Genomic DNA, 12,908 nt, shown 5'->3' on the forward strand with positions numbered 1-12,908 from the left:
CCTAGCGCAAGGATCCCAGCCATGGCCATCGAACTGCCCCCCCTGCCCTACGACCGTACGGCGCTCGAGCCGCACATTTCCGGCGAAACCATCGACTACCACTACGGCAAGCATCACAAGACCTATGTGGACAACCTCAACAAGCTGATCGAAGGCACCGAGTTCGCCGATCTTTCGCTGGAAGAGATCGTGCGCAAGTCCCAGGGCGGCATGTTCAACAACGCGGCCCAGATCTGGAACCACACCTTCTACTGGAACTGCCTGAAGCCCAATGGCGGCGGCGAGCCGACCGGCAAGCTGGCCGAGCTGATCAACAAGGCGTTCGGCGATTTCGCCAAGTTCAAGGAAGAGTTCACCAAGACCGCCATCGGTACCTTCGGTTCCGGCTGGGGCTGGCTGGTGCAGCGTCCGGACGGTTCGCTGGCGCTGGCCAGCACCTCCAACGCCGCCACCCCGCTGACCGGCGAGGACAAGCCGCTGCTGACCATCGACGTGTGGGAACACGCCTACTACATCGACTACCGCAACGCGCGTCCGAAGTACGTGGAATCGTTCTGGGCGCTGGTGAACTGGGACTTCGTGGCCGGCAACCTGCGCTGAATCCAGAGTTTCACCGCCGCAAACCAGGGAAGGCCGGGGCATGCCCCGGCCTTCTGCTTTTCACGCAACCCGCCCGCGCTCAGCCGCGCAGGCGTTCGATGACCGGCGCCACCTGCGCCTCGCGGCCCAGCGCGCGGCCGGCACGCTCCAGCGCCTGCGCAAGTTCCGCCACGTCGTCGGCGCGCACGGTGGCGTGCCCGACCTTGCGGCCGGCGCGCGGCAGCTTGCCGTAATCGTGCCAATGTCCGCCGGCTTCGCCCAGCAGTGCCAGCGCATCCGGCATCTGGCCGATCCAGTTGAGCATGCACGCATGCCCGAGCATGCGCGTATCGCCCAGCGGCAGGCCGAGCACCGCGCGCAGGTGGTTCTGGAACTGCGAGGTTTCCGCGCCTTCGATGGTCCAGTGCCCGGAGTTGTGCACGCGCGGCGCCATCTCGTTGGCGAGCAGTTGGCCGTCGCGGTAGAACAGTTCCAGCGCGAACACGCCCACGTAGTCGGTGCGCTCGGCCAGGCGGCGCGCGTAATCGATCGCGGTCCTGGCGACCGCGTCATCGGCCCGCGCCGGCGCCAGGCTCGCCGACAGCACGCCGTCGACGTGCCAGTTCTCGGTCAGCGGCCAGGTGCGGAACTCGCCGTCGCGCCCCCTCACGGCGACCACGGAGAGCTCGCGCTCGAACGGCACGAAGGCTTCCACGATCAGGCCGACCTTGGCCGCCTGCGCGCCCAGCGCGTCCCATGCCGCGTCGGCATCGGCCAGTGCACGGATGCGGAACTGGCCCTTGCCGTCGTAACCCAGGCGGCGGGTCTTGAGGATGCACGGCACGCCGACACTGGCCAGCGCCGCGTCCAGTTCCGCGCGGTTGGATACCGGCGCGAAATCGGGTACCGGGATATCCAGTTCGCGAAACAGCGTCTTCTCCGCCAGGCGATCCTGCGCGGTCGCCAGCGCGCGCGGGTTGGGGAACACCGGCACCCGCGCGGACAGCCATTCGGCACTTTCGGCCGGCACGTTCTCGAAATCGAAGGTGGCGACATCGACCTTGCCGGCGAACTCGGCCAGTGCGGCCTCGTCGCGGTAGTCGCCCACCAGCAGCGGCGCGAACTGGCCGGCGCAGGCGTCGGCCTCGGTGTCCATCACCAGGAAACGCAGGCCCAGGGGAGCGCCGGAAAGGGCGAGCATGCGGGCCAGTTGCCCGCCGCCGAGGATGCCGACCGTGGTCATGCCGGCAGGCGCGGATCGTCGTGCGCCATCACGTCGTCGGTCTGGCGCGCGCGGAACGTCGCCAGCGCGGCGCCGATCGCGGGGTATTCGGGAGACAGCAGGGCCGCGGCGAACAGCGCCGCGTTGGCGGCGCCGGCATTGCCGATCGCGAACGTGGCGACCGGGATGCCGGCCGGCATCTGCACGATCGACAGCAATGAATCCATGCCGTTCAGCGCCTTGGACTGCACCGGCACGCCGAGCACCGGCACCGCCGTCTTGGATGCCAGCATGCCCGGCAGGTGGGCGGCGCCGCCGGCTCCGGCGATGATCGCGCGCAGGCCGCGAGGACCGGCGGTCTCGGCATAGGAGAACAGCACGTCCGGGGTCCGGTGCGCGGACACCACCTTCACCTCGTAGGGCACGCCCAGCGCGTCGAGCTTCTGGGCGGCGTTCTGCATGGTTTCCCAATCCGAACGGGAACCCATCACGATGCCCACGACGGGGCTGTCAACGGTGGCGGTCATGGCCGTCCTCTGTCGCAAAGACGTATTCTACCCTCCTTGCCGAACGACGTTGGACCCATGGACCGCAAACTGCTGGACATCCTCTGCTGCCCCACCACCCGCCAGTCCCTGTCGCTGCTCGACGGCCGTGGGCTGGACGCGGCCAACCGCGCGATCGCGGCGGGCGGGGTGACCCGCGCGGACGGTTCGCCCCAGGCCGAAACGCTGCGTGAAGCGCTGGTCACCCAGGACCGACGGACGCTCTACCGGGTCGACGACGGCATTCCGGTATTGCTGGCCGAGGAGGCCATCGCCACTTCGCAGTTGGCGGATTTCCCCGCGCGATGAGCGGGTTGCAGCCGCCTCCCGCCGAGGTCGTCGAAGGCGACGTTCGCCGCGCGCTGGCCGAGGACATCGGCGATGGCGACGTCACCGCCGCGCTGCTGCCCGACCGTCCGGACAGCGCCTACCTGCTGTGCAAGGAGGATGGCGTCATCGCCGGACGCCCGTGGTTCGACGCGGCCCATCGGATGCTCGACCCGCAGGTGCGGATCGATTGGCGCGTGGCCGAAGGCGATCGCATCACCGCCGGCACCGTGCTCGCCACCCTGCAGGGCCATTCGCGTGCGCTCGTCACCGCGGAGCGGACCTCGCTGAACTTCCTGCAGACCCTGTCCGGCACCGCCACCGCGACCGCGCGCCATGTCGAGGCGGTGGCGGGAACCCGCGCGAAGATCCTGGATACCCGCAAGACCCTGCCCGGCCTGCGCCTGGCGCAGAAGTACGCGGTGCGCTGCGGGGGCGGACACAATCACCGGATCGGCCTGTACGACGCGGTGATGCTGAAGGAGAACCACATCCGTGCCTACGGCTCGCTCGGCGGCGCCATCCGCGCGGCGCGGGAAGCCCGGCCCGGCCTGCCGTTGATCGTGGAAGTGGAAACGCTGGCGCAACTGGAAGAAGCGCTGCGCGAAGGTTGCGATCGCATCCTGATCGACGATTTCGACGCGCCGACGCGACGGGAAGCCGTACGCATCGCCGCCGGCCGCATTCCGCTGGAGGTTTCCGGCGGCGTGGACATGGGCACGCTGCGCGGCATCGCGGAGGACGGCGTCGACTGCATTTCCATCGGCGGGCTGACCAAGCACGTCCACGCCATCGACCTGTCGCTCAAGCTCGGTCCGCCGCCGGGCGAGCGCGGCTAGTTCCCGCCCGGTTCCGCCATCCCATGCCCAGCCTGATCCTGCTGATGATCGCCGGCGCCGCCGCCTTCGCGTACTGGAACGCCGCGCGCGCGGCCGCCGAGCGCGCCGAAGCGCTCGGCCGCAATGCCTGCTCCGCCGCGGGCGTCATCTGGCTGGACCAGACCGTGCACGCCGCCGGCCTGCGCCTACGGCGCAACAAGGACGGCCGGCTGGGCTGGGAACGCACGTTCCGCTTCGAGTACTCCTACGACGGCATGGACCGGCATACCGGCCGGCTGGTGCTGCGCGGCGAAACGCTGGTCTCGTTCGTCGGTCCGGCGCGGCCCAGCGTGGTGCCGTTCGAGCACTGAGTCCCGGTCGGGCTCCCTTCCTGTAGGAGCGACGTGAGTCGCGACTGCACCAAGCGTCGCGACTCACGTCGCTCCTACAGTCGTTACCGGGGATGGCCTCGCCTACTTGACCACCCGCAGGTGTGGACGCTTCGGCGGCGCGGGGGTGTCGTCGTCGCCCGGGCTGTCGGGACCGGCACCGTCATCGCCACCGTCATCGTCCGGTCCGGGTGAATGACCATCGTCGGGCAGGGCCATGCCCTGTCCGGTCTCGCGCGCATAGATCGCCAGCACGGCGGAAATCGGCACCATCACCGGGAAACTCACGCCACCGAAACGCGCCGTGAAGCTGACCGAATGATTGTCGATGTGCAGCTGCACGACCGCGCGCTCGGCGATGTTGAGCACCACCTTGCCTTCCTTCACCGCGCTGGCCGGCACCTGCACGCCCGCCTGGGTCGCGTCGACCAGCAGGTGCGGGGTCATGCCGTTGTCGGCGATCCATTCCACCAGTGCCCGCAACAGGTACGGACGGTGGCTGGTCATGCGGGGGGTTTCATCATTCATCGGTACTGCCTGGTGAAGTCGTCCGCTGCACGGACGTCGGAGCCGGCGGCATACGCCACCGACCTAGGATAAGTCACGACCGTCCCGCGGTTCCATGCCAGCGCCGCGGCAGCGACTTCACTCGCGTCGTCCCGGATTCAGTTCGGGATGTCGCGCAGCTTCTTCTCCGCGTCGGTGAGACTGCGGATGAAGCCGGGATTGCGGAAGATGCGGTTGCCGTAGTCCTCGATGGCCTTGCCATCCTTGGGCAGCGGGATGTCCAGCGACGGCAGCCGCCAGATGATCGGCGCCATGGCGCAATCGGCCAGGCTCATTTCGGGGTTGAGGAAGAACTTGCTCGCCTTGAACAGCGGCACCGACGCGGTCAGCAGTTCCTTCAGGCGCTTGCGGCCGGCCTCGGCCTGCTGCTTGTTGCCCAGCTGGATGGCCTGCACCTGCGGCACCCAGTCGTGCTCGATGCGCAGCATCGCCAGGCGCAGGCGCGCGCGCGAAAGCGGATCCACCGGCATCAGCGGAGGATGCGGATAGCGTTCGTCCAGGTATTCGCTGACCACCGAGGCGGCGTACAGCACCAGATCCCGTTCCACCAGCGTGGGCACGGAATGGTAGGGATTCAGATCGATGAGATCTTCGGGCGGGTTCTGCGGATCCACCGGCACGAAGTCGTAGCTGACGCCCTTGGCGGCCAGCACCAGCCGTACCCGATGGCACAGCACGTCATCGATGGAGGAAAACAAAGTCAGTGTATTGCGCATACGTGGACTCGCAGCCATCAGGCTCTCCGACGATCGGAATCCGCCGATCGCACCGACGCCGCCAGCCCCTTGCCGGCGGTCGCCACGGTCCCCGAGTGTGCAATCCCTTCAGGAAAATGCCAAGCGGCTACCATGCCACCGGGCATTGCCCCGCCGCCCGGCGTATGCGGCCGGACGGCATCAGGGAGCGCCGGACGTGTCAGTGCACGTCCTTCCAGTACTCCTGCTTGAGCAGATAGGCCAGGAACGACAGCGCCGCCAGGAACAGCACGACCCACACGCCCAGGCTCTGGCGCTTGAGGGCCGCCGGCTCGCCGGCGTACTCGAGGAAGTTGGTCACGTCGCGCGCGACCTGATCGAACTCCTGCGTGCTCAGGCGACCCGGCTGGGTCAGCTTCAGCGATTCGACGTGGCGTTCGCCGGTGGCCGCGTCGGGCTTGCCATACTCGGCGTGCTGCAGGCCCTGCAGTTCCCAGAACGGGTTCGGCATCGAGGCGTTCGGGAACAGCTTGTTGTTCCAGCCCAGCGGACGCGACTCGTCCAGGTAGAACGACTTGAGGTAGGTGTAGATCCAGTCGCTGCCGCGGACACGCGAGATGGTGCTCAGATCCGGCGGCATCTTGCCGAACCACTTGCCTGCCGGGTCGTGCGGCATCGATACCTGGATCTGCTCGCCGAACTTGGCGCCGGTGAAGTTGAGGTTGTTCATTACCTCTTCTTCGGTCAGGCCCAGATCCTCGGCCATGCGCGAATAGCGCAGGTACTTGAGCGAATGGCAGCCCGAGCAGTAGTTCATGTACAGCTGGGCGCCACGCTGAAGCGAGGCGCGGTCGCTCAGGTCGTTGCCGGCCTGGAGCTTGTCGCCGCCCTCGGCGGCCAGCGCGGAGAACGAGATCAGCAACCCGCTGGCGAATACGGCTAGCCGGGAAGTCAAGGTCTTAGTCATGCGTCGTCACCCGTTCCGGCACCGGCTTGGTCTTGTCGAACTTGGTCCACAGCGGCATGGTCAGGAAGAAAAGGAAGTAGTAAACGGTCAGCACGCGGCCGATGTAGGTCTCGACCATGTCGGTACCCGGGCCGGCGCCGATCTTGCCCAGCCACAGGAAGCTGACGGCGAAAGCCAGCAGCAGGGCCCACGACAGCTTGCCGCGATAGCGGTAGGACTTGACCTTGGCGCGGTCCAGCCACGGCACCAGGAACAGGATCGCGATGGCGCCGAACATCACCAGCACGCCGCTCAGCTTGTGCGGGACCACGCGCAGCATCGCGTAGTACGGGGTGTAGTACCACACCGGCTTGATGTGCTCCGGCGTCACCAGGCGGTTGGCCTCGGTGAAGTTGTCATGTTCCAGGAACCAGCCACCGAAGGCCGGCGCGAAGAAGATGATGAACGCGGCGACCATCACCAGCATGCACACGTAGAACAGGTCCTTGCCGACCGTGTAGTACGGGTGGAACGGGATGCCGTCGGCCGGCGCGGTCGGCGACCAGCGGTTGCCCTTCGGGCCCTTCTTGATTTCCACGCCGTCGGGGTTGTTGGAGCCGACTTCGTGCAGGGCGAAGATGTGCAGCACCACCAGCAGCAACAGCACCAGCGGCAGCGCGATCACGTGCAGGGCGAAGAAGCGGTTGAGGGTGGCGTCGCCGGGCAGGTAGTCGCCCATGATCCACTCGGTCAGGCCGTTGCCGATCACCGGGATGGCACCGAACAGCGAGATGATCACCTTGGCGCCCCAGAACGACATCTGGCCCCACGGCAGCACGTAGCCCATGAAGGCTTCGGCCATCAGCACCAGGTAGATCAGCATGCCCAGGATCCACACCATCTCGCGCGGCTTCTGGTAGCTGCCGTACATCAACCCGCGGAACATGTGCAGGTAGACGACGATGAAGAACAGCGAGGCGCCGGTGCTGTGCATGTACCGGATCAGCCAGCCCCACTCCACGTCGCGCATGATGTACTCGACCGAGGCGAACGCTTCCGCGGCGCTCGGCTTGAAGTGCATCGTCAGGAAGATGCCGGTCAGGATCTGGTTGACCAGCACGATCGAGGACAGGACGCCGAAGATGTACCAGATGTTGAAGTTCTTCGGAGCGTAGTACTCCGACATGTGCTTCCGGTAGAACGGCATGAAACTCGGCGCACGCGCAGTGAACCAATCCATCACGCCATCGGCGGTACGGGTAATGATGTTCGACATGGCTTACGCAGCTCCCTTCGGATCGACGCCGATCACGATCGTCGTGTCGTTCTCGTAGTAGTGCGGCGGCACCACCAGGTTGGTCGGGGCGGGAACGCCCTGGAACACGCGGCCGGCCATGTCGAAACGCGACTTGTGGCAGGGGCAGAAATAGCCGCCCTTCCAGTCCGGGTCGTACGGCTCGGGACGGATTTCCGCGACCATTTCCGGCGAGCAGCCCAGGTGGGTGCACAGGCCGACCAGCACGGAGATTTCCGGCTTCAGGGAGCGCGTCTCGCCCTTGATGTAGGCCGGCTGCTGGTCCGTGTTCTTGGACTCCGGATCCCGCAGGCGGCTGTCCAGGGTCGGCAGCGCGTCCAGGATCGCTTTGGAGCGCTTGACGATCCAGATCGGCTGGCCGCGCCATTCCAGGATCAGGCGTTGCCCTTCCTGCAGGCCGGTGAGGTCGGCGGTCACCGGGGCGCCGGCCAGCTTGGCCCTCGCACTCGGATTCCACGACTTGATAAACGGTACTGCTGCGAAACCGGCTCCGACCGCACCAACCACAGCCGTGGTCGCAGTCAGAAACCGGCGTCGGCCTGTATTCACAGGCCCATTGACCCCATCGTTGGCCATTCCGGCACTCCGCAAAACAATCAGGTAGCTAAAAGGCTGCCAGCACCCGCGCCCGAAGCTCGGGGCGGGCCGCAAAGACAGCAAAGTGTAGCGGAAGCCTTAACCGACCGACAACGTTTTGCCGTGGATCAAGGGTTTGCGACGGTCCGAACCCGCCGCGCGGCGGGATTCCGCGTCAACGCGCGGCGGCGATGTTGCCGCGATAGCGATCCGCCAGGACCGCCACCCGCTCGACGTAGCGCTGGGTTTCCCGGTATGGCGGCACCCCGCCGTGGCGGTCCACCGCGCCCTCGCCGGCGTTGTAGCCGGCCGCGGCCAGGCGCAGGTCGCCGTTGAAGCGCTTGAGCAACCAGGACAGGTACTGCACGCCGCCGCGGATGTTCTGGCCGGCGTTGAAGGCGTCGCTGACACCGAACCGTCGCGCGGTGGCCGGCATCAACTGCATCAGGCCCTGGGCTCCGGCGTGGGAAAGGGCCATCGGGTTGTACGAGGATTCGGCGTGCATGATCGCGCGGATCACCGCCTCGTCGACCCCGAATTCGCGGGACGCCGCGGCGATCTCGGCCTGGTAGGCCGCGGTGTTCAGGCGCAGGGTCCCGAAGTTGAGTCCCGGGTTGCCGCAGGCGAAGCAGGTTTCGATGAAGCTGTACTTGATGGTGCGCAGGCTGGCGACCGCACCGGCACCGCCGCGCGGACGGGCACTGGTGTAATGGCGCACGCCATCCTTGATGTAGGAGTAGACCTGTCCGCTGACCACCCGGCGGGTTCCGCCCGCGGGATTGGCGGCCGGCAGCGGTGCCGGGGTGATCGCCGTCGGTGTCGCCGATGCCGCGGTCGTGACCGGAGCGGCCGCGCTGGTCGTGCCGCCCATCGCGGTTCCGGGCCGGGTCGGCGGGGCCGCCGGCGCGGACAGGGTGGAAGCATCGGCCGGGCGGGACACGGACGAAACCCGGCGGCCGCCACGCTCGGGCGTGTACTGGCTGATCACCTCGCAGCGGGCACCGCTGACGCGCTTGCTGACATAGGCGGGAACGCCATCGGCGCCGGTGCACTTGTACAGCGTGCCGGCACTCGCGGCCGGCACCGCGCAGGCAAGCGCGGCCAGCATCCCCAATGGCAGTAGCGTCCCCCTCATGCGGGGCAGTGTCCCGGATCCGGGAGTGATTGCCAAGTCCTTGTCCAAGAAAGGAATCCTCGAATCTGTGCAGTGGGTCCGGGATCCGGATATCCACTCCGCATCCCGCCCGCGCGTCCGCCCCGACGGGCGTGTTCCTCACCTTCAACGCCGAATCGGCGCGGAACCGGACCGCCCCGCGTAAACTATGCGGTTTCCGCCCGCCCACCCGACTGGAATAAGCGCCATGACCGGGACGCAAGCCCCCGATACCGCCCTGACGGGCGAGCCGCCCGTCGCCTCCCCCGCCCGTCCGGCCGTCGCGCCGGCCCGCGGCAAGCTGTTCATCAAGACCCACGGTTGCCAGATGAACGAGTACGACTCGGCGAAGATGGCCGACGTGCTGGCCGCCGCCGAAGGCCTGGAACTGACCGACAACCCCGAAGAAGCCGACGTGGTGCTGGTCAACACCTGTTCCATCCGCGAGAAGGCGCAGGAAAAGGTGTTCAGCCAGCTTGGCCGCTGGAAGTCGCTGAAGAAGGACGGCAAGCCGGTCCTGATCGGCGTGGGCGGCTGCGTGGCCTCGCAGGAGGGCGAAGCCATCGTCAAGCGCGCGCCCTACGTGGATCTGGTGTTTGGTCCGCAGACCCTGCATCGCCTGCCCGAGCTGATCCGCGAGCGCCGCCAGTCAGGCCGGCCGCAGGTGGACATCAGCTTCCCGGAAATCGAGAAGTTCGATCGCCTGCCCGAGCCGCGCGCCGAAGGCCCGAGCGCGTTCGTCTCGATCATGGAAGGCTGCTCCAAGTATTGCTCGTTCTGCGTGGTGCCCTACACCCGCGGCGAGGAAGTCAGCCGGCCGTTCGAGGACGTGCTGGTGGAAGTGGCGCAACTGGCCGCCCAGGGCGTGCGCGAGATCAACCTGCTGGGCCAGAACGTCAACGCCTACCGAGGTCCCTATGGCGACGGCGAAGTGGCCGACCTGGGCCTGCTGATCCGCGCCATCGCCGAGATCGAGGGCGTCGGCCGGATCCGCTTCACCACCTCGCACCCGCTGGAGTTCAGCGATTCGCTGGTGGAGGCCTACCGCGACGTTCCGCAACTGGCGAACTACCTGCACCTGCCGGTGCAGGCCGGCAGCGATCGCATCCTGGCGGCGATGAAGCGCGGCTACACGACGCTGGAGTTCAAGCAGAAGATCCGCAAGTTGCGCGCGGTGCGGCCGGACATCTCGATCTCCTCTGACTTCATCGTCGGCTTTCCCGGCGAGACCGATGCGGATTTCGAGAAGACCATGAAGTTGATCGAGGACGTCGGCTTCGACCAGTCGTTCTCCTTCATCTACTCGCGCCGGCCCGGCACCCCTGCCGCGGATCTGGAAGACGACACCGCCGAGTCGACCAAGCACGCCCGCCTGGAGCAGTTGCAGGCGCATATCAACGCCTACGCCGCCGGCATCTCGCAACGGATGGTCGGCAGCGTGCAGTCGGTGCTGGTGGAAGGTCCCTCGCGCAAGAATCCGAACGAACTGACCGGCAAGACCGAGAACATGCGCTCGGTGAACTTCCCAGGCCACGCGCGGATGATCGGCCAGTTCGTCGACGTGGTGATCACCGAGGCGCTGACCAATTCGCTGCGCGGGCGGGTGGCCACGGTGGACGAGAACGCGGCTTGAAAACCTCTCTTGTGGGAGCGACGTAAGTCGCGAATTCGGACTCCGCGAGCGAAGAGCATCGCGACTTACGTCGCTCCCACAGGAGTTGTTCCGAAAAGAAGGGTGTTCAATCCAGCCGCTTGCGGAAGCGCAGGATGGCGGCGGACATCATGACCGTGGTGAAGGCCAGCAAGGCCAGCACGTCGGGCCACAGCTCCCACAGGCTGGCGCCGCGCAGCATGATGCCGCGGATCAGGCGCAGGAAATGGGTCAGCGGCAATGCTTCCGCCAGCCACTGCACCGGCCGCGGCATGCCCGAGAACGGGAACATGAAGCCCGACAGCAGGATCGACGGCAGGAACACGAAGAAGGTCATCTGCATCGCCTGGAACTGCGACTGCGCGCGGGTCGAAATCAGCAGGCCCAGGGTCAGGTTGGCGGCGATCAGCAGGATCGCCGCCACGTAGACGTGCCAGACGCTGCCGTTGAGCGGCACGTCGAACAGCCACATGCCCAGTGCCAGCACCACCGTGGTCTGGATCAGGCCGATAGCGATGTAGGGCAGCACCTTTCCGATCATCAGCTCGGCGCTGCTTACCGGCGTGGCGATCAGCAGTTCCATGTTGCCGCGTTCGCGTTCGCGCACGATGGCCACTCCGGTGAACAGCACCATGGTCATGGTCAGGATCACGCCAATCAGGCCCGGCACGATATTCACCGCGGAGCGTCGTTCCGGGTTGTAGAACGCCACCACACTGATCGGGCGCTCGACCGGAACCACCGCGCGGACCGCGGTATCGGCGGGCATCTGGGCCAGTTGGGCGGCCGCGCTCTGCACCGCGTTGTCGCTGCCGTCGACCAGGATCTGCACCTGTTCGCGGCCCTCGGCGCGACGGCGCTCGAAATCCGGCGGCACCACGATGCCCAGGCTGATCTCGCCGCGCCGGATGGCTTCCATCAGTTCCTGCGGCGTGCGTGCGGCCAGGGTCGGCTTGATCACCGTGGTCGCGACGATATCCATGACCATCGCGCGCGAGGCCGTGGTGTTCGCCTGGTCGGCCACGCCCGCCTTCAGGTCGCGCAGGTTGGTGTTGATGGCGTAGCCGAACAGCAGCAACTGCATGACCGGGATGGCGACGATCATCGCCAGGGTGATGCGATCGCGGCGCATCTGCCGCACTTCCTTCAGCATCACCGCCGACAGCCTGCGCCAGATCATGCCGCACGCTCCTGCCCGTCCTGATCGGGGCGGCCGCGGGTGGCGGCGACGAACACGTCTTCCAGGTTGGCCTGCGAAGGCGTGACCTCCGCCTGCATGCCCGCCTGGCGCAGTCCCGCGGCGACCCGCCCGGCGGCATCACCATTGCCCGCCATCAGCACGCGCAGGGTATTGCCGATCTGGGCCACGCTGATCACGCCGGGCAGGCCCAGCAGGACCTTCTGCGCCTGGCGCGGCTGTTCCGCGTCCACCGCCAGCGTGCGTCCGGCCAGTTCGCCGGTCAGATCCGCCGGGGTGCCATCGGCCACCAGCACGCCGCGATCGAGGATGGCGATGCGGTGGCAGCGCTCGGCCTCGTCCATGTAATGGGTGGACACGAGGATCGTGGTGCCGGCGTCGGCCAGTTCGAACAGCTTCTCCCAGAAATCGCGGCGCGATTCCGGATCCACCGCGCTGGTGGGCTCGTCCAGGAACAGCAGTTCCGGCTGGTGGATCACCGCGCCGGCCAGCGCCAGGCGCTGCTTCTGGCCGCCACTCATGGTGCCGGCCAGTTGCTTCTGCCGATCCTGGAAGTGGTATTGCTCGACCAGTTCGTCGATGCGCTTGCGTGCCTCGGCTTTCGACAGGTTCTGCACGGCGGCGAGGAATTCCAGGTTCTCGCGCACGCTCAGGTCCTCGAACAGCGAGAACTTCTGGGTCATGTAACCGATGCGCGTGCGCAGCTGCTCGGCCTGTTCGGGAATCCGCAGGCCCAGCACCTCGATCTCGCCCGCGCTGGGCGTCAGCAGGCCGCACAGCATGCGGATGGTGGTCGATTTGCCGGAACCGTTGGGCCCGAGGAATCCATACACGTGGCGTCGCGGCACGCTCAGGTCCACCGCGTTCACCGCGACCAGTGGGCCGAAACGCTTGGTCAGCCCGCGCGCCTGGATCGCCAGGCCGTCG

Annotated in this window: 15 protein-coding genes; 5 read left to right on the plus strand and 10 right to left on the minus strand. The window is 67.1% G+C overall.

The features are described from left to right. The first annotated feature begins 21 nt into the window (after positions 1–21). Positions 22–600 carry a superoxide dismutase [Fe] gene (gene sodB, locus FHW78_RS17215; protein ID WP_141453672.1) on the plus strand — a complete coding sequence of 193 codons (579 nt, stop codon included), beginning with the start codon at positions 22–24 and terminating at the stop codon, positions 598–600. A 79-nt stretch (positions 601–679) separates the two neighbouring features. Here sodB and FHW78_RS17220 read toward each other — a convergent pair whose 3' ends face one another. Together FHW78_RS17220 and purE are read right to left on the minus strand one after the other, a co-directional pair. Continuing rightward, positions 680–1,822, minus strand: coding sequence for a 5-(carboxyamino)imidazole ribonucleotide synthase (locus FHW78_RS17220; protein WP_183643496.1), 1,143 nt, complete (start codon positions 1,820–1,822; stop codon positions 680–682). Then, complete coding sequence (purE, locus tag FHW78_RS17225; protein WP_183643499.1) at positions 1,819–2,328, minus strand: 5-(carboxyamino)imidazole ribonucleotide mutase; 510 nt, start codon at positions 2,326–2,328, stop codon at positions 1,819–1,821. Before purE ends, FHW78_RS17220 begins: the two co-directional genes overlap by 4 nt. A 57-nt stretch (positions 2,329–2,385) precedes the next feature. Between purE and FHW78_RS17230 the strand changes: the two genes are divergently transcribed. The 3 genes from FHW78_RS17230 to FHW78_RS17240 are packed head-to-tail and all read left to right on the plus strand — an operon-like array spanning position 2,386 to position 3,862. Further along, complete coding sequence (locus FHW78_RS17230) at positions 2,386–2,655, plus strand: Trm112 family protein (protein WP_183643502.1); 270 nt, start codon at positions 2,386–2,388, stop codon at positions 2,653–2,655. Further along, the gene (nadC, locus tag FHW78_RS17235) at positions 2,652–3,512 is read left to right on the plus strand and encodes a carboxylating nicotinate-nucleotide diphosphorylase (protein ID WP_183643505.1); all 861 of its coding nucleotides are present in this window, start codon (positions 2,652–2,654) and stop codon (positions 3,510–3,512) included. Before FHW78_RS17230 ends, nadC begins: the two co-directional genes overlap by 4 nt. Positions 3,513–3,535: 23 nt before the next feature. Continuing rightward, on the plus strand, positions 3,536–3,862 hold the full coding sequence (locus tag FHW78_RS17240; RefSeq protein ID WP_183643508.1) for a DUF3301 domain-containing protein: 327 nt from the start codon (positions 3,536–3,538) through the stop codon (positions 3,860–3,862). A 102-nt stretch (positions 3,863–3,964) separates the two neighbouring features. Here the strand turns inward: FHW78_RS17240 and FHW78_RS17245 are convergent, their stop codons facing one another. The 6 genes from FHW78_RS17245 to FHW78_RS17270 form a co-directional block, all read right to left on the minus strand. Then, entirely contained in the window at positions 3,965–4,408 is a 444-nt protein-coding gene (locus tag FHW78_RS17245) for a ClpXP protease specificity-enhancing factor (RefSeq protein WP_183643511.1), read from the minus strand. 137 nt (positions 4,409–4,545) lie between these two features. Beyond that, positions 4,546–5,181 carry a glutathione S-transferase N-terminal domain-containing protein gene (locus FHW78_RS17250; RefSeq protein ID WP_141453679.1) on the minus strand — a complete coding sequence of 212 codons (636 nt, stop codon included), beginning with the start codon at positions 5,179–5,181 and terminating at the stop codon, positions 4,546–4,548. Between the two features lie 181 nt (positions 5,182–5,362). Next, on the minus strand, positions 5,363–6,109 hold the full coding sequence (locus FHW78_RS17255) for a cytochrome c1 (protein WP_183643514.1): 747 nt from the start codon (positions 6,107–6,109) through the stop codon (positions 5,363–5,365). Continuing rightward, positions 6,102–7,364, minus strand: coding sequence for a cytochrome bc complex cytochrome b subunit (locus FHW78_RS17260; RefSeq protein WP_183643517.1), 1,263 nt, complete (start codon positions 7,362–7,364; stop codon positions 6,102–6,104). Before FHW78_RS17260 ends, FHW78_RS17255 begins: the two co-directional genes overlap by 8 nt. Positions 7,365–7,367: 3 nt before the next feature. Further along, positions 7,368–7,979 carry a ubiquinol-cytochrome c reductase iron-sulfur subunit gene (petA, locus tag FHW78_RS17265; protein ID WP_141453682.1) on the minus strand — a complete coding sequence of 204 codons (612 nt, stop codon included), beginning with the start codon at positions 7,977–7,979 and terminating at the stop codon, positions 7,368–7,370. A 175-nt stretch (positions 7,980–8,154) separates the two neighbouring features. Beyond that, on the minus strand, positions 8,155–9,114 hold the full coding sequence (locus FHW78_RS17270) for a lytic transglycosylase domain-containing protein (RefSeq protein WP_183643520.1): 960 nt from the start codon (positions 9,112–9,114) through the stop codon (positions 8,155–8,157). 226 nt (positions 9,115–9,340) lie between these two features. Here FHW78_RS17270 and miaB point away from each other — a divergent pair, with 226 nt between their 5' ends. Further along, positions 9,341–10,765, plus strand: coding sequence for a tRNA (N6-isopentenyl adenosine(37)-C2)-methylthiotransferase MiaB (gene miaB / locus FHW78_RS17275; protein ID WP_183643522.1), 1,425 nt, complete (start codon positions 9,341–9,343; stop codon positions 10,763–10,765). A 106-nt stretch (positions 10,766–10,871) separates the two neighbouring features. Here miaB and FHW78_RS17280 read toward each other — a convergent pair whose 3' ends face one another. Continuing rightward, a complete protein-coding gene (locus tag FHW78_RS17280) occupies positions 10,872–11,963 on the minus strand; it encodes an ABC transporter permease (protein WP_183643525.1) in 1,092 nt (363 codons plus the stop codon). After that, positions 11,960–12,895, minus strand: a complete 936-nt coding sequence (locus FHW78_RS17285; protein ID WP_183644786.1) for an ABC transporter ATP-binding protein — start codon at positions 12,893–12,895, stop codon at positions 11,960–11,962. The genes FHW78_RS17280 and FHW78_RS17285 overlap by 4 nt, the downstream gene beginning before the upstream one ends. Positions 12,896–12,908: the final 13 nt, after the last annotated feature.

This window comes from Pseudoxanthomonas sp. OG2, from assembly GCF_014192765.1.
In the GTDB taxonomy this organism is placed as follows: domain Bacteria; phylum Pseudomonadota; class Gammaproteobacteria; order Xanthomonadales; family Xanthomonadaceae; genus Pseudoxanthomonas_A; species Pseudoxanthomonas_A beigongshangi.